At 63.4% G+C, this 15550-nt stretch carries 16 protein-coding genes; 13 read left to right on the top strand and 3 right to left on the bottom strand.

Annotated elements, in window-relative coordinates:
- Positions 1 to 42: 42 nt before the first annotated feature.
- Positions 43 to 912 (bottom strand): transcriptional regulator GcvA, encoded by an 870-nt coding sequence (gcvA, locus tag PFLCHA0_RS06725; protein ID WP_041752721.1) that lies wholly within the window; start codon positions 910 to 912, stop codon positions 43 to 45.
- Positions 913 to 1111: 199 nt separating this feature from the next.
- On the opposite strand from gcvA, the gene PFLCHA0_RS31805 reads away from it, so the two are divergent.
- Positions 1112 to 1273, top strand: a complete 162-nt coding sequence (locus tag PFLCHA0_RS31805; RefSeq protein ID WP_015634422.1) for a hypothetical protein — start codon at positions 1112 to 1114, stop codon at positions 1271 to 1273.
- Positions 1274 to 1417: 144 nt separating this feature from the next.
- Positions 1418 to 1534, top strand: coding sequence for a cytochrome c oxidase subunit CcoM (gene ccoM, locus PFLCHA0_RS32125; RefSeq protein ID WP_015634423.1), 117 nt, complete (start codon positions 1418 to 1420; stop codon positions 1532 to 1534).
- A 134-nt stretch (positions 1535 to 1668) separates the two neighbouring features.
- On the opposite strand, the gene PFLCHA0_RS06735 is transcribed toward ccoM, so the two are convergent.
- Both PFLCHA0_RS06735 and PFLCHA0_RS06740 read right to left on the bottom strand, forming a co-directional pair.
- Positions 1669 to 3144, bottom strand: coding sequence for an inorganic phosphate transporter (locus PFLCHA0_RS06735; protein ID WP_011059655.1), 1476 nt, complete (start codon positions 3142 to 3144; stop codon positions 1669 to 1671).
- Positions 3145 to 3521: 377 nt separating this feature from the next.
- A complete protein-coding gene (locus PFLCHA0_RS06740; RefSeq protein ID WP_011059656.1) occupies positions 3522 to 3722 on the bottom strand; it encodes a hypothetical protein in 201 nt (66 codons plus the stop codon).
- A gap of 686 nt (positions 3723 to 4408) precedes the next feature.
- Here PFLCHA0_RS06740 and pcaR point away from each other — a divergent pair.
- The 11 genes from pcaR to pcaC all read left to right on the top strand — a co-directional run bounded on the left by pcaR (position 4409) and on the right by pcaC (position 15526).
- Complete coding sequence (gene pcaR / locus PFLCHA0_RS06745) at positions 4409 to 5251, top strand: pca regulon transcriptional regulator PcaR (RefSeq protein ID WP_011059657.1); 843 nt, start codon at positions 4409 to 4411, stop codon at positions 5249 to 5251.
- Positions 5252 to 5538: 287 nt separating this feature from the next.
- Positions 5539 to 6885, top strand: coding sequence for a 4-hydroxybenzoate transporter PcaK (locus PFLCHA0_RS06750; RefSeq protein WP_011059658.1), 1347 nt, complete (start codon positions 5539 to 5541; stop codon positions 6883 to 6885).
- Between the two features lie 307 nt (positions 6886 to 7192).
- Complete coding sequence (locus tag PFLCHA0_RS06755) at positions 7193 to 8050, top strand: CoA transferase subunit A (RefSeq protein WP_011059659.1); 858 nt, start codon at positions 7193 to 7195, stop codon at positions 8048 to 8050.
- Complete coding sequence (locus PFLCHA0_RS06760; protein ID WP_011059660.1) at positions 8050 to 8829, top strand: CoA-transferase subunit beta; 780 nt, start codon at positions 8050 to 8052, stop codon at positions 8827 to 8829. The genes PFLCHA0_RS06755 and PFLCHA0_RS06760 overlap by 1 nt, the downstream gene beginning before the upstream one ends.
- The gene (pcaF, locus tag PFLCHA0_RS06765; RefSeq protein WP_172621757.1) at positions 8826 to 10031 is read left to right on the top strand and encodes a 3-oxoadipyl-CoA thiolase; all 1206 of its coding nucleotides are present in this window, start codon (positions 8826 to 8828) and stop codon (positions 10029 to 10031) included. Before PFLCHA0_RS06760 ends, pcaF begins: the two co-directional genes overlap by 4 nt.
- Positions 10032 to 10068: 37 nt before the next feature.
- Positions 10069 to 10773, top strand: a complete 705-nt coding sequence (pcaH, locus tag PFLCHA0_RS06770) for a protocatechuate 3,4-dioxygenase subunit beta (protein ID WP_011059662.1) — start codon at positions 10069 to 10071, stop codon at positions 10771 to 10773.
- Between the two features lies 1 nt (position 10774).
- Positions 10775 to 11341 (top strand): protocatechuate 3,4-dioxygenase subunit alpha, encoded by a 567-nt coding sequence (gene pcaG, locus PFLCHA0_RS06775; RefSeq protein ID WP_015634425.1) that lies wholly within the window; start codon positions 10775 to 10777, stop codon positions 11339 to 11341.
- Positions 11342 to 11587: 246 nt separating this feature from the next.
- The gene (locus PFLCHA0_RS06780) at positions 11588 to 12898 is read left to right on the top strand and encodes an MFS family transporter (protein WP_255313395.1); all 1311 of its coding nucleotides are present in this window, start codon (positions 11588 to 11590) and stop codon (positions 12896 to 12898) included.
- Between the two features lie 48 nt (positions 12899 to 12946).
- Positions 12947 to 14311, top strand: a complete 1365-nt coding sequence (locus tag PFLCHA0_RS06785) for a 3-carboxy-cis,cis-muconate cycloisomerase (RefSeq protein WP_015634427.1) — start codon at positions 12947 to 12949, stop codon at positions 14309 to 14311.
- Positions 14312 to 14322: 11 nt separating this feature from the next.
- Entirely contained in the window at positions 14323 to 15111 is a 789-nt protein-coding gene (pcaD, locus tag PFLCHA0_RS06790) for a 3-oxoadipate enol-lactonase (protein WP_015634428.1), read from the top strand.
- A 22-nt stretch (positions 15112 to 15133) separates the two neighbouring features.
- The gene (gene pcaC / locus PFLCHA0_RS06795; RefSeq protein WP_011059667.1) at positions 15134 to 15526 is read left to right on the top strand and encodes a 4-carboxymuconolactone decarboxylase; all 393 of its coding nucleotides are present in this window, start codon (positions 15134 to 15136) and stop codon (positions 15524 to 15526) included.
- The last annotated feature ends 24 nt before the right edge of the window (positions 15527 to 15550 follow it).

Below are 15550 nucleotides of genomic sequence, written 5' to 3' on the forward strand. Positions count from 1 at the left end.
GGGCGACAAACGGATAGATCTAATCCGACGTATCTGAATTTTTCATGGGTCGCTCCCTTGCTCCAGCAGCCATTGGGCGAAGCACTGCACCGCCGGATTCGCCGGACCTTCGGCGGTCACCAGCCAGTAGCCGATCTGATCGTTGTGCAGAGCCGGGAGGTCGAAGGCATCCACCAGGCTGCCCTGGGCAAGATGGCGCCGGATCAACTGGCGGCGGCCCATGGCGATGCCCTGGCCGGCCACCGCCGCTTCCACCACGATGTTGTAGTCGTGGAGCATGACGCTGGGGTGAGGGCTGAGGTCGACGGTGTTCTGCCTGCTCCAGTCGTCCCATTCAAAGGGCCGGTGGGAGCGGGCCATCAGCAAGGTGCCGTTGGCCAGGGCTCCGGCCTTGAACTCGGGGCTGCACACCGGTGACAGTTGCTCGGCGAGAAAGCGCGTGGCCTGGACGTTGGGCCAGTGGCCCTTGCCATAGCGAATGGCCAGGTCGACCTCGGCACCGGCCACATCTGCGAGGTTGATGGCTGGTTGCAGCTCCAGCTGGATCTGAGGGTGGCGGCGGCTGAAGTCCGCCAGGCGCGGCGCCAGCCACAAGGTGGCGAAGGAGGCCAGCAGGCCGATGCGCAGAACCTGCGATGGCTCTGCTGCCAACAGCGTCCGGGTGGCTTCGGCGATCTGCTCCAGGGCCGGCTGGATCTGTTGGTAATAGCTGGCGCCGGCGGTGGTCAGATCGATGGCCCGGGTGCGTCGTACAAACAGCGGCTGGCCCAGGTGCTGTTCGAGTTTGTGCACTTGATGGCTGACCGCGCTCTGGCTGACGCACAGTTCCTGGGCCGCCTTGCTGAAACTCAGGTGTCGGGCCACGGCCTCGAAGGCGCGCAGGGCCAGCAGCGGGGGCAGGTGCTTGGGCATTTCCACATGCGGTTTCCTGCGGGGAGGGGCGGCCATTGTGCGGATAAAAAGTCTTCCCAGCAGCGACTTTATTGCAGTCGCCTTGGTCTGATCACTGGTCAGGTGCGGCGCCACGTCGCATTATTGGCACATTCGCCAGGGCCGCCCACCGCTTCAAGGCGTGCGGCCGATATTGACCACGAGTGATGCAAGCCAAGCCATGAATCAAGACGACAAGCTGATCGACCTGAACGCCGAGCGTGCCAAGCGTGTGCATGATCTCAATGAAAAGCGCCTGAACGAAGTACGCCAGGCATTCGAACACGCCATGCCCTTGGGCAAGGCCAAGAAAAAACCGAAAAACAAACCGAAAAAGCGCTGATCAGGGCGCTTTCTGTTGATGTAAGTCACTTATTCCCCCTTCCTCGCGCCCAGTCATGGGCGACATTGACCCCGGTCAATTTCCCCTGCCTCCCGTTTGGTTAACTTAGCCCCATCGCAACAGGGCAAGAGCAGGAGGCCAGTCATGTTTTTCGACAATGTGGTGATCGCCGGAGTGCTGACTGTCGGCCTCATGGTTCTGTTTTTCGCAGGGTTTGGATTCTTTATCTGGAAAGACGCGAATAAGCGCAAGAAGCCTTAAGTCTTTCCAGGGCAACGAGCACGCAAGGCATTTTGGGCAACTTCGGTTGCCCTTTTTTTTGCCTGCAAGAAAGCTCAAGGCATAAAAAAAGGTGCGTCCCTGGGGACGCACCTTTTTTGTTGCCGGCTGGGGTATCAGGTACCCAGGATCTTGGAGGCTGCCCAGAACAGGCCGGCGGACAGGGCCACGGTCGCCGGCAGGGTCAGGACCCAGGCCAGGAGGATGGTCCGTACCGTTCCGCTCTGCAGGCCGCTCTTGTTGGCGACCATGGTCCCGGCCACGCCGGAGGAGAGTACGTGGGTGGTGGAAACCGGCAGGCTGAAGATGTTCGCCAGGCCGATCAGGCCGGCGGCGGTGATCTGTGCCGACATGCCCTGGGCGTAGGTCATGCCCTGCTTGCCGATCTTCTCGCCAATGGTCTGTACCACGCGCTTCCAGCCGATCATGGTGCCCAGGCCCAGAGCCAGGGCGACAGCCAGGATGACCCAGAACGGTGCGTATTCGGTGGTGGCGGTCAGGTCTTTGCGCAGCTTGTCCAGGTCGGCCTTTTCACGGGCCGAGATGCCTGGCAGCTTGCCGACCTTTTTCGCGGTGTCATCCAGGCAAAGCAGGTAGCGACGCACTTCGATGCGGCTTTCCGGCGACAACGAATGGTAGTCGGAAACTCCCTTGAGGCTGCTCAGGAGCGCGGCGATGGTCGGTTCGGTTTGCTGCGGATTGCAGCGGAACTTGCCCGGCAGGTCGTCTTTCACGCTTTTGCCCAGGGCCAGGAACTCACCCAGGGACTCGTGATTGCGCTCGTAGAACTGGCTCAGGTGCAGGGTGGCGTCGCGGGTCCGCTCGATCTGGTAGGTGGTGCTGTTGAGGTCCATCACGAACTGGGCAGGCACGATACCGATCAGTACCAGCATGATCAGGCCGATGCCTTTCTGGCCGTCGTTGGAGCCGTGCACGAAGCTCACGGCCATGGCCGAGATCACCAGTACCAGGCGGTTCCAGAACGGCGGGTGCTTCTTGTCATCCACCTTGCGGCGCTGTTCCGGAGTCTTGTGCATCTTCGAGATCGGCCGCCACCATTTCAGGCCGATCAGTACCAGCGCTGCAATAATGAAGCCCGCCATCGGCGAGAACACCAGGGAAGCGCCGATGTCGATTGCCTTCTGCCAGTTCACGCCATCCCCCAGGGGGATGTCGCTGAGCAGGGCATTGGCCAGGCCGACACCGAGGATGGAGCCGATCAGGGTATGGGAACTGGAGGCCGGAATGCCGAAGTACCAGGTGCCCAGGTTCCAGGTAATGGCCGCGGCGAGCAACGAGAAGACCATGGCCAGGCCGTGGCCGGTGTTGACGTTGATCAGCAGCTCGACCGGCAGCAGGTGGACGATGGCATAGGCCACGCCAACCCCGCCCAGCAGCACACCGAGGAAATTGAACACACCGGAGAAGAACACGGCCAGGTGCGGCGGCATGGCCTTGGTGTAGATAACAGTGGCAACCGCATTTGCGGTGTCATGAAAGCCGTTGATGAACTCGTAGGCGAGGACAAAAGCCAGGGCGAGCAAGAGGCTCACAAGCACCCAAGCATCCAGTCCGCTGAATAAATCGATCATGAAGGTTTTCTGACCCGGTCATAAGGGGGCGCGATTATGCCAGAAAACCCCGCTAATCAATGCACAAGGTGCTCGCCGGTAACATTCTTCAACGAAAAAACTGACCGGGAGCAGAGTTTTCGCACATACCCCTCAAGTACGGCAAGCCATTGAGTTTATTGGGCACGAGCGGTCAATCCGATGGCCTGGGCGCGGAAATCAGAGGGTTAAAACGCGTGTATGAAATTTCAACCAAAGGGCTTGCCCGGTAGCCTCTCTCGCTGTGGATAGGCGAGATGGCCATGGGCCCGGGGTAACGAGCATCAATGGTCTGCCTGGCCGCCGAGATGATCGGGCGGGCAAGTAGAGCAAGCCCTGAATGAGTCAGGCTGCCAGCATTACGGCTGTTCGGCCTTGAGCTCTTTTTCCATCTTTTGCAGTTCTTGGGTGAAGGCCTGATCGAGAATACTGGCGCGTTTGCGCCAAGGTTTGCGTTCAGGTTCCGGCTGGGCGGCATAACGGGTGATCTCGCCGCCGTAAACTTCCTTGTAACGTTGCTCCTGGCGCTCAAGTTCCGCGCGCAGTTCATCTTTCGTCACAGTGTTACCTAATTGAGTGAAGGTCCAGTCCGGTGCGACGCATTGCTTGCGGGCATCTACGCGGAGCTGAAGTCAGTGCCAGTCTGGCCTTGACTTCGAGTCTCTCAAGCGTGCCGTTAATTGCATGCGGCCACGTCACCGGATGAAAACAACTGTCGTAGCAACAGTGTTGTTGGTTGCAAGCGGGCTGGCCGAATCTGGTTAGGGGTCAAGCGCTTGCGGCAGGTGACCGATTACCGTCTCAAGCCACCCGAGAGAGGAGCATTGGGCAACTGACTCCACATTCCTCACTCCGGCAGTATAGCTTCGGCGAAGAATAACTCTATGGGTGGCAAGTTTAAAATGACCAACTTTATTGTGAGCGTTTTGTGACACAAAAGTTCTAATCATTTCCTACACGAGGAAAGCCTGATTCTTTCTCCGCTGGTACAAGTCTATATGGGGAGTCTGCATCTTGATGCAAGTGGTCGGTTGCAAAAGACTCGGGATAACCGGGCATTCCACTGGTGATTATTACTATGGTTTTTTGCAATAAACCCAGGGGCTCACTGCCGCGTGTGCCAGGCTTGGCGGATTGCGATTATCGGTCGATGGTTCGATAATCGCCCAATGTTGCCGGCCCCAGCTTGTGCTTCTTCGCCAATACGGCTTGTAATACCGAAGAATTTCGTCGCAGAGAGCCTGAAATGAACGATCAGATGCGTAATTCCTTTACCTCAGTGGCCCCGCCGATCGTGGCGTCTGCGGCAAAGAGGATTCAGGCGTTGACCGGTGACCCGGATTTCATGACCTCTCTGGCCCGGGGCCTGGCGGTGGTGCAGGCGTTCCAGGAGCGCAAGCGGCACTTGACCATCGCCCAGATCAGCCATCGCACGGAAATCCCCCGGGCTGCGGTGCGCCGTTGCCTGCACACCCTGATCAAGCTGGGTTACGCCACCACCGACGGGCGTACCTATTCGTTGCTGCCCAAGGTGCTGACCCTGGGCCACGCCTATCTTTCGTCGACGCCTCTGGCGGTCTCCGCCCAGCCCTACCTGGACCGCATGAGCGAGCAACTGCACGAGGCGTGCAACATGGCCACCCTGGAAGGCGACGACATTCTCTACATCGCCCGTTCCGCCACGACCCAGCGGCTGATCTCGGTCGACCTGTCTGTCGGCGGCCGCTTGCCAGCCTATTGCACCTCCATGGGGCGCATCCTACTCGCGGCCCTGGACGATTCGTCGCTGCACGAATACCTCGACCATGCGGACCTGCAAGCCAAGACCAGCCGCACCCTGCACACCCCGGAAGCCTTGCTGGAGTGCCTGCAGCAAGTGCGCCAGCAGGGCTGGTGCATCGTTGATCAGGAACTGGAGCAGGGCCTGCGCTCCATTGCGGTACCGGTGTATGACGCTTCCGGCCAGGTGCTGGCGGCGCTGAACGTCAGTACCCACGCCGGGCGGGTCAGCCGTGCCGAGCTGGAGCAGCGCTTTCTCCCCGGTTTGCTGAGCGCCAGCCGCGATCTGAGCGCGCAGTTGTTTGCTTAAGCTGTTCGATAAACGCACAGATACGCCTTTGGCGAATTGACGCTGTTTCCCCTGGCTCATTAATGTCGCGGCAGCGTCATCGGCGGCAAGCTGGCATCTTCGCCCGCCGCTGGTGGCCCGCCCAATAATAAAGAAGAGGCCAACACTCATGAGCACGCTTTCCCTGCGTCGTTGCCGCGACCGTTCCTGCCGTCCCGCTCGCATCGCCTGATATCGCCACCCCTTTAGTGACCTGATCAGCCCTGGCGGCCTGTGCTCGCCTGCGTTTTAGCGTGGAAATAACAACAATGAACCAACCTCAATCCGCTGTAGGGAACTGCCTTGATGTGCAGTCCTTCATCAATGCCCAGCCGCTGTCCCGTTACCAGTGGCGCGTGGTGATCCTGTGTTTCCTGATTGTCTTCCTCGATGGCCTGGACACCGCGGCCATGGGCTTCATCGCCCCGGCGCTGTCCCAGGACTGGGGCATCGACCGCGCCAGCCTCGGCCCGGTCATGAGCGCTGCATTGATCGGCATGGTCTTCGGCGCCCTGGGCTCCGGCCCCCTGGCCGACCGTTTCGGCCGCAAGGTGGTGCTGGTGGGGGCGGTGCTGCTGTTTGGTGCCTTCAGCCTGGCTTCTGCCTACAGCACCAACGTCGACCAGTTGCTGGTCCTGCGTTTCCTTACCGGCCTGGGCCTGGGGGCGGGCATGCCCAACGCCACCACGCTGCTTTCCGAATACACCCCCGAACGCCACAAGTCGTTGCTGGTGACCAGCATGTTCTGCGGTTTCAACCTGGGCATGGCCGGCGGCGGTTTCATTTCCGCCAAGCTGATCCCGGCCTTCGGCTGGCACAGCCTGCTGCTGATCGGCGGGGTCCTGCCGCTGATCCTGGCCCTGGTGCTGGTGCTCTGGCTGCCGGAGTCCGCGCGTTACCTGGTGGTGCGCAATCGTGGCACCGACAAGGTGCGCAAGACGCTGGCGCCGATTGCCCCGGCCATAGTCGGCGAGGCTGGCAGCTTCAGCGTGCCGGAACAGAAGACCGTGAAGGCGCGCAACGTGTTCGCGGTGATCTTCTCCGGCACCTATAGCGTCGGCACCCTGTTGCTGTGGCTGACCTATTTCATGGGGCTGGTGATTGTCTACCTGCTCACCAGCTGGCTGCCGACCCTGATGCGCGACAGCGGGGCGAGCATGGAACAGGCGGCCTTTATCGGCGCCCTGTTCCAGTTTGGCGGCGTCCTTAGCGCGGTGGCCGTGGGCTGGGCCATGGACCGTTTCAACCCGCACAAGGTGATCGGCTGTTTCTACCTGCTGGCTGGGGTCTTTGCCTACGCCGTCGGGCAGAGCCTGGGCAACATCACCCTGTTGGCCACCCTGGTGCTGATCGCCGGCATGTGCGTCAACGGTGCGCAATCGGCAATGCCGTCGTTGGCCGCGCGCTTCTACCCGACCCAGGGGCGTGCCACCGGGGTCTCCTGGATGCTTGGCATTGGCCGTTTCGGCGCCATTCTCGGCGCGTGGATGGGGGCGACCCTGCTGGGCCTGGGCTGGAACTTCGAACAAGTGCTGACTGCCCTGGTGATTCCGGCGGCCCTGGCCACCACCGCGGTGGTGATCAAGGGCATGGTCAGTCACGCAGACGCGACCTGACCGCGGACTACCCTGTAGCCGCTGCCGCAGGCTGCGGCCGGGCTCGAAGGGCCCGCTGCTCCCGAAGGGCGCAGAGGGTTCTTCGAACGTTATCCTCGCCCGCAGCAGCGGCCCCAGAAGGCCGGCAGGGCTGTTGCGGGGTTGAGGAAAAGCAATCGATAGCCCTGCAACAATCTGTTCGATAATCGAACGCTCAGTCGATTATCGGATTGTTTGGGGTTTGGCCCCGGCTTAATCTTCAGTCACTGCGGCGCGCCCAGAGCGCCTTTTTCTCCAGTCGCTGAATAACAATCGGGAGACCCCATCCATGGCTGAAATCCTTTCGCTGCACGACGCGGTGAAGCAATTCGTCAACGACGGCGACACCGTCGCGCTCGAAGGCTTCACCCACCTGATTCCTACGGCCGCAGGTCATGAAATCATCCGCCAGGGCAAGAAAGACCTGACCCTGGTGCGCATGACCCCTGACCTGATCTACGACCAGTTGATCGGTGCCGGTTGCGCTCGCAAGCTGATTTTCTCCTGGGGTGGCAACCCGGGCGTGGGCTCCCTGCACCGCCTGCGCGACGCCGTGGAAAAGCAATGGCCACAGCCCCTGGAGATCGAGGAACACAGCCACGCCGACCTGGCCAACGCCTATGTTGCCGGCGCCTCGGGCCTGCCCTTTGCCGTCCTGCGGGCCTACGCCGGCTCCGACCTGCCCAAGGTCAACCCCCTGATCAAGACCGTGACCTGCCCGTTTACCGGTGAAGTGCTGGCGGCGGTGCCTTCGGTGCGCCCGGACGTCACGGTAATCCACGCGCAGAAGGCCGACCGCAAGGGCAACGTGCTGCTGTGGGGCATTCTCGGGGTACAGAAAGAAGCCGCCCTGGCCGCCAAGCGCTGCATCGTCACCGTCGAGGAAATCGTCGACGACCTGAACGCGCCGATGAACGCCTGCGTACTGCCGACCTGGGCGCTGAGCGCGGTCTGCCATGTGCCTGGTGGCGCCCATCCGTCCTACGCCCACGGCTACTCCGAGCGCGACAACCGCTTCTACCAGGCCTGGGACCCGATCGCCCGCGACCGTGAGGCGTTCACCGCCTGGATCAACGAATACATCCACGGCAGTGCCGATTTCAGCGAATTCCAGGCCAAGCTGGCCGCAGCTTCGGAGGCCCAGTAATGACCTACTCCACCAATGAAATGATGACCGTGGCCGCGGCCCGTCGCTTGCAGAACGGCTCGGTGTGCTTCGTCGGCATCGGCCTGCCGTCCAAGGCCGCCAACCTGGCACGCCTGACCTCCTCACCGGACGTGGTGCTGATCTACGAGTCCGGCCCGATCGGCGCCAAGCCCAGCGTCCTGCCACTGTCCATCGGTGACGGCGAACTGGCGGAAACCGCCGACACCGTGGTGCCTACCGGCGAGATCTTCCGCTACTGGCTGCAGGGCGGGCGCATCGATGTGGGTTTCCTTGGCGCGGCCCAGGTCGACCGTTTCGGCAATATCAACACCACCGTGGTCGGCGACTACCACCGGCCCAAGGTGCGCCTGCCGGGCGCCGGCGGTGCTCCGGAGATCGCCGGTTCGGCCAAGAGCGTGCTGATCATCCTCAAGCAATCCTCGCGCTCCTTCGTCGACAAGCTGGACTTCGTGACTTCGGTCGGCCACGGCGAAGGCGGCGATTCGCGCAAGCGCCTGGGCCTGCCAGGGGCGGGGCCGGTGGGCATCATCACCGACCTGTGCATCATGGAGCCGGAAGCCGGTACCCACGAATTCATCGTCACTTCGCTGCACCCGGGCGTGACCCGCGAGCAGGTGGTGGCCGCCACTGGCTGGGCGATCCGCTTCGCCGACCAGGTGGCCGAGACCGCAGCACCCACCGAGGTTGAACTGACCGCCCTGCGTGACCTGGAAGCGCGCACCGCCGCGGCCCATGGCCAAGCCCCTGGAGAAGCCTGATGCGCGACGTATTCATCTGCGATGCCATTCGCACCCCCATCGGCCGTTTTGGTGGCGGCCTCTCGACAGTGCGCGCTGACGACCTGGCGGCGCTGCCGATCAAGGCCTTGATGGAGCGCAACCCCAGCGTGGACTGGAGCTCCGTGGACGAGGTGTTCCTCGGCTGCGCCAACCAGGCCGGCGAGGACAACCGCAACGTGGCGCGCATGGCTCTGCTGCTGGCGGGCCTGCCGGACAGCGTGCCCGGCGTCACCCTCAACCGTCTCTGCGCCTCGGGCATGGACGCCATCGGCACGGCGTTCCGCGCCATTGCCAGCGGCGAGATGGAGCTGGCGATTGCCGGTGGCGTCGAGTCCATGTCCCGCGCGCCCTTTGTCATGGGCAAGGCCGATACCGCCTTTTCGCGCAACATGAAGATGGAAGACACCACCATCGGCTGGCGTTTCATCAACCCGCTGATGAAGGCCCAGTACGGTGTGGATGCCATGCCGCAGACCGCCGACAACGTGGCGGATGACTACAAAGTGTCCCGCGCTGACCAGGACGCCTTCGCCCTGCGCAGCCAGCAGCGTGCCGCGGTGGCCCAGGCCGCCGGTTTCTTCGCTGAGGAAATCGTTGCGGTGCGCATCGCCCACAAGAAGGGCGAGAGCGTGGTGGAGCAGGACGAGCATCCCCGTGCCGACACCACCCTGGAAGCCTTGGCCAAGCTCAAGCCGGTCAACGGCCCGGACAAGACCGTCACCGCCGGCAATGCCTCCGGGGTCAACGACGGTGCCGCGGCGCTGATCCTGGCCTCGGCCGAAGCCGTCAAGAAACACGGCCTGACCCCACGTGCGCGAGTACTGGGCATGGCCAGCGCCGGGGTTGCGCCGCGGGTCATGGGCATCGGCCCGGTGCCGGCAGTGCGCAAGCTGATCGAGCGCCTGGGCGTGGCGGTCAGCGACTTCGACGTGATCGAACTCAACGAAGCCTTCGCCAGCCAGGGCCTGGCGGTGCTGCGCGAGCTGGGCCTGGCGGACGATGCGCCCCAGGTCAATCCCAACGGCGGCGCGATTGCCCTGGGCCATCCCCTGGGCATGAGCGGCGCGCGGTTGGTGCTGACGGCTTTGCATCAGCTGGAAAAGAGCGGCGGTAAAAAAGGCCTGGCGACCATGTGCGTCGGCGTCGGCCAAGGGCTGGCGCTGGCTATCGAGCGCGTTTGATTGCCTGCCTTATATAAGAAGAGAACGAGGAACCACCATGAGTGACAAGCCCGGTTACCGGCGCCCGCAAGCGGGCACTCAGCCTGATTACCTGCACCCGGCCTACCAGTCGACCAACACCCGCTCGCCGTCCAAGCCGCTGGTGTTCATTCCCCACTCGCTGTCGGAAATCACCGGCCCGAGCATCGGCGCCGAGTCGATCCAGGAACGGGACAACGACCTGACGGCCCAGCACGTAGGGCAGCCCCAGGGCGAGCGCATCATCATCCACGGCCGGGTTCTGGACGAGAACGGCCTGCCGGTGCCGGGCATCCTGGTGGAGATCTGGCAGGCCAACGCGGCCGGTCGCTACAACCACGACCGCGACTTGCACGATGCGCCCCTGGACCCGAACTTCACCGGCACCGGGCGCACCGTGACCGACGCCGACGGCTGGTACCAGTTCCAGACCATCAAGCCCGGGGCCTACCCCTGGGGCAACCACCACAATGCCTGGCGCCCGGCGCATATCCATTTTTCGCTGTTCGGGCCGAGCATTCTTACCCGCCTGGTGACCCAGATGTATTTCCCTGGCGACCCGCTGCTGGCTTATGACCCGATCTACAACTGCGTGCCGGACACCCGCGCCAAGGAACGCCTGATCGCCAGCTTCGACCTGGAGAAAACCATTCCTTCCTACGCCCTCGGTTACCGTTGGGACATTGTCCTGCGCGGCCGCGACGCCACGCCGATGGAGAAATAACGTGACCCTGACCGCGACTACATCCCACACCGTCGGCCCCTACTACCACATCGGCCTGACCTGGCTGAACCGCGAAGACCTGACCGAGGAAGGCACCCTGGGCGAGCGGGTGGCGATCACCGGCCAGGTGATGGACGGCAACGGCAACTTCGTCAACGACGCGATGCTGGAAGTCTGGCAAGCCAACGCCGCCGGCAAGTACCGCCACCCCGAAGACGATCAGGCCAAACCCCTGGACCCGAACTTCCAGGGGTTTGGCCGGGTGCCGGTGGACGCCGAAGGGCGCTTTCGCTTCACCACCATCAAGCCGGGCACGGTGCCGGGCCTGAAAGGCACGACCCAGGCCCCGCATCTGGTGGTACTGGTGTTCGCCCGCGGTTTGGTCAAGCACCTGCTGACCCGCATCTACTTCGAGGGGGAGCCGGCCAACGCCAGCGATCCTCTGCTGGCCTGCGTGCCCGAGGAGCGCCGAGGCACCTTGCTGGCCAAGGCCGATGCTGACGGTCACTACCAGTGGAACGTGATCCTCCAGGGTACTGACGCCGAAACCGTGTTCTTCGACTACTGACCCGGCCTTGTGTGGCCACTGCCGCGGGTTGCGTAGCAGGCGCGGCGGGCTTGAGACCGGCAGAGGTTCGGCTTGAGACCGCCAAGCAAGGCCCTTCGGGCCTTTTCGCAGCCTCGCCGTGGCTTGGCAGCGGCTACAGTCGCTACAGGTTGACAGGGTCGATTGACCTCTGCCCGGGAGCGGGCAGGGCGCTATCCGCAGGGAACGGGAATGTTGCCAAGTGTGTCTAGACTCACACTGTCCCCCATGAGTGAAAAAACCATGACAACAACGACAAGTCACTACACCGGAGAGGAACGCAGCAAAAGGATCTTTGCCATTGTCGGCGCCTCCTCCGGCAACCTGGTGGAATGGTTCGACTTCTATGTCTATGCCTTTTGCGCCATCTATTTCGCCCCGGCCTTCTTTCCCTCCGACGATCCGACGGTGCAGTTGCTCAACACCGCCGGGGTGTTCGCCGCCGGCTTTCTGATGCGGCCCATCGGCGGCTGGCTGTTCGGCCGGGTCGCCGACCGTCATGGGCGCAAGAACTCGATGATGATCTCGGTGCTGATGATGTGCGCCGGTTCCCTGGTGATCGCCTTCTTGCCCACCTACGCCAGCATCGGTGCCTGGGCGCCGTTCCTGCTGCTGGTTGCGCGCCTGTTCCAGGGCCTGTCGGTGGGCGGCGAGTACGGCACCACCGCCACCTACATGAGTGAGGTGGCGCTCAAGGGCCAGCGCGGCTTCTTTGCCTCCTTCCAGTACGTGACCCTGATCGGCGGGCAACTGCTGGCGGTGCTGGTGGTGGTGATCCTCCAGCAGTTTCTCGATGAGGCCGAGCTCAAGGCCTGGGGCTGGCGCATTCCCTTCGTGATCGGTGCCATCGCCGCGGTGATCTCGCTGCTGCTGCGCCGTTCGCTGAAGGAAACCACCAGCAAGGAAATCCGTGAGGACAAGGACGCCGGCAGCATCGCTGCGCTGTTCAAGAACCACTCGGCGGCGTTTATCACCGTGCTCGGCTACACCGCCGGCGGCTCGCTGATTTTCTACACCTTCACCACCTACATGCAGAAGTACCTGGTGAACACCGCGGGCATGCACGCCAAGACCGCCAGCTACATCATGACCGGCGCGCTGTTTCTCTACATGTGCATGCAGCCGCTGTTCGGCATGCTGGCGGACAAGATCGGCCGGCGTAACTCGATGCTCTGGTTCGGTGCCCTGGGTACGCTGTTCACAGTGCCGATCCTGCTGACCTTGAAGACCGTCACCAGCCCGTTCCTGGCTTTTGTGCTGATCACCCTGGCCCTGGCCATCGTCAGTTTCTACACCTCCATCAGCGGCCTGGTGAAGGCCGAGATGTTCCCGCCGCAAGTGCGCGCACTCGGGGTGGGCTTGGCTTATGCGGTGGCCAATGCGATCTTCGGTGGCTCGGCGGAATGGGTGGCCCTGAACTTCAAGAACATGGGCATGGAAAACACCTTTTACTGGTATGTCACGGCGATGATGGCGATTGCCTTCCTGTTCAGCCTGCGCCTGCCGAAACAGGCCGCCTACCTGCACCACGACCTTTGACCTGTGTACCTGCGCCCGGCTCGGGCGCAGGTTTGCCAAGGACTGTTTATGACCCTGACTGCGAGCAATCAGTTGTTCGATGCCTACTTTACTGCCCGGGAAATGCGCGGGGTGTTCTGCGATCAGGGGCGGGTCCAGGCCATGCTCGATTTCGAAGCCGCCCTGGCCCGGGCCCAGGCCCGCGTCGGGGTGATCCCGGCCAGTGCAGTAGCGCCCATCGAGGCCGCCTGCCATGCCGGGCTGTATGACTTCCAGATGCTGGGCGAGGCGATTGCCACGGCCGGCAACTCGGCCATTCCCCTGGTCAAGGCCCTGGGCCGACAGATCGCCCGCAGCGATGGCGAGGCCGAGCGCTTTGTGCACCTGGGGGCTACCAGCCAGGACGTGATGGACAGCGGGCTGGTGCTGCAACTGCGCCGCGCCATGCTCCTGCTGGAGCAGGACCTGGAGCGCCTGGGGGACATCCTTGTTGCCCAGGCCCAACGTTACGCCACGACCCCGATGGCCGGCCGCACCTGGCTGCAACATGCCACGCCGGTGACCCTGGGGATGAAGATCGGCGGCTGGCTGGGGGCATTGACCCGCAGCCGCGAGCGCCTCCAGCAGCTCAAGCCGCGTTTGCTGGTGCTGCAGTTCGGCGGCGCTTCCGGAACCCTGGCGGCTTTGGGCGAGCAGGCCTTGCCGATTGCCCAGGCCCTGGCCGACGAGCTGCAATTGGCCCTGCCGGAGCAGCCCTGGCACACCCAGCGCGACCGCCTGGTGGAGTTCGCTTCGGTGCTGGGCCTGTTGGCCGGCAGCCTGGGCAAGCTGGGGCGGGATATCAGCCTGCTGATGCAGACCGAGGCGGGGGAGGTCTTCGAACCCTCGGCGCCGGGCAAGGGCGGGTCGTCCACCATGCCGCACAAGCGCAACCCGGTGGGCGCGGCGGTGCTGATCAGCGCCGCGACCCGGGTTCCCGGCCTGCTGGCGACGATGTTTGCCGCCATGCCCCAGGAGCACGAGCGCAGCCTGGGCCTGTGGCACGCCGAATGGGAAACCCTGCCGGAGATCTGCTGCCTGGTGTCTGGCGCGTTGCAACAAGCATTACTGGTGGCCGAAGGCCTGGAGGTCGACAGCGCGCGCATGGCGCACAACCTCGACCTGACCCAGGGCCTGGTGCTGGCCGAAGCGGTGAGCATTGCCCTGGCCCAGCGCCTGGGGCGGGAAACCGCCCACCATCTGCTGGAACAATGCTGCAAGCGCGCAGTGGCCGAGAAACGCCATCTGCGTGGGGTATTGGGGGAGGATTCCCAGGTTACCGCCGAGCTGTCGGCGGCGGACCTGGATCGTCTATTGGACCCGGCGCACTACCTGGGCCAGGCGCAGGCCTGGGTCGAGCGCGCCGTGGCTGAACATTTTGCCTTGAAGGCCTGAAGGAGACTGCTGTGGGATTCGTGAAACTCGCCGAGGGCGAACTGCACTATCAACTCGAAGGGCCCGAGGGCGCGCCGGTACTGGTGCTGTCCAACTCCCTGGGCACCGACCTGCACATGTGGGACAAGCAGATGGCGGCCTTCACCCGGCACTGCCAGGTGCTGCGCATGGACACCCGTGGCCACGGCCGTTCCCTGGTCACCGAAGGTCCCTATAGCATCGAGCAACTGGGCCGCGACGTGGTGGCGCTGCTGGATGCGCTGGATATCCAGCGTGCACATTTCTGTGGCCTGTCCATGGGCGGGCTGATCGGCCAGTGGCTGGGGATCAATGCCGGCGAGCGTCTGCACAAGCTGGTGGTGTGCAACACCGCGGCGAAGATCGGCGACCCGTCCGTATGGAACCCGCGGATCGAGACCGTGCTACGTGACGGCCAGGCAGCCATGGTGGCACTGCGCGATGCCTCCATCGCCCGCTGGTTCACCAGCGACTTTGCCGAAGCTCACCCTGACCAGGCCAAGCTGATCACCGACATGCTTGCGGCCACCTCGCCGCAAGGCTATGCGGCCAACTGCGCGGCGGTGCGGGACGCGGATTTCCGTGAACAGCTGGGGGCGATCAAGGTGCCCACCCTGGTGATTGCCGGCACTGAAGACGCCGTGACACCACCGTCCGGCGGGCACTTCATCCAGCAGCATGTGGCGGGCGCGGAGTATGCCGAGTTCTATGCCGCGCATTTGTCCAACGTCCAGGCCGGCGACGCTTTCAGCGCCCGGGTCGTGGATTTTCTACTGGCCTGAGTGTCGATTCAAGGAGCCCTTTGTGGACGAGAAACAGCGTTATGACGAAGGCATGCAGGTTCGCCGCGCGGTGTTGGGCGATGCCCATGTGGACCGCAGCCTCAATGCCCTGACCGAGTTCAACTCGGAGTTCCAGGAAATGATCACCCGCCATGCCTGGGGCGACATCTGGACCCGCCCGGGCCTGCCGCGACACACCCGCAGCCTGATCACCATCGCCATGCTGATCGGCATGAACCGCAACGAGGAGCTCAAGCTGCACCTGCGGGCCGCCGCCAACAATGGGGTGAGCCGCAGCGAGATCAAGGAAGTGATCATGCAGAGCGCGATCTACTGCGGAATCCCGGCGGCCAACGCCACCTTCCACCTGGCGGAATCGGTGTGGGACGAACTGGGCATCGAATCCCGCAGTTGAGGCGCCGGGGCTGCACCGCGCGAT

Source organism: Pseudomonas protegens CHA0 (genome assembly GCF_000397205.1).
GTDB classification, from domain to species: Bacteria; Pseudomonadota; Gammaproteobacteria; order Pseudomonadales; family Pseudomonadaceae; genus Aquipseudomonas; species Aquipseudomonas protegens.

Excerpts from the sequence above, each read along its gene's own strand:
- gcvA (WP_041752721.1), bottom strand. The coding sequence starts at position 912 with ATGCCCAAGCACCTGCCCCCGCTGCTGGCCCTGCGCGCCTTCGAGGCC.
- PFLCHA0_RS31805 (WP_015634422.1), top strand. The coding sequence starts at position 1,112 with ATGAATCAAGACGACAAGCTGATCGACCTGAACGCCGAGCGTGCCAAG.
- ccoM (WP_015634423.1), top strand. The coding sequence starts at position 1,418 with ATGTTTTTCGACAATGTGGTGATCGCCGGAGTGCTGACTGTCGGCCTC.
- PFLCHA0_RS06735 (WP_011059655.1), bottom strand. The coding sequence starts at position 3,144 with ATGATCGATTTATTCAGCGGACTGGATGCTTGGGTGCTTGTGAGCCTC.
- pcaR (WP_011059657.1), top strand. The coding sequence starts at position 4,409 with ATGAACGATCAGATGCGTAATTCCTTTACCTCAGTGGCCCCGCCGATC.
- PFLCHA0_RS06750 (WP_011059658.1), top strand. The coding sequence starts at position 5,539 with ATGAACCAACCTCAATCCGCTGTAGGGAACTGCCTTGATGTGCAGTCC.
- PFLCHA0_RS06755 (WP_011059659.1), top strand. The coding sequence starts at position 7,193 with ATGGCTGAAATCCTTTCGCTGCACGACGCGGTGAAGCAATTCGTCAAC.
- PFLCHA0_RS06760 (WP_011059660.1), top strand. The coding sequence starts at position 8,050 with ATGACCTACTCCACCAATGAAATGATGACCGTGGCCGCGGCCCGTCGC.
- pcaH (WP_011059662.1), top strand. The coding sequence starts at position 10,069 with ATGAGTGACAAGCCCGGTTACCGGCGCCCGCAAGCGGGCACTCAGCCT.
- PFLCHA0_RS06780 (WP_255313395.1), top strand. The coding sequence starts at position 11,588 with ATGAGTGAAAAAACCATGACAACAACGACAAGTCACTACACCGGAGAG.
- PFLCHA0_RS06785 (WP_015634427.1), top strand. The coding sequence starts at position 12,947 with ATGACCCTGACTGCGAGCAATCAGTTGTTCGATGCCTACTTTACTGCC.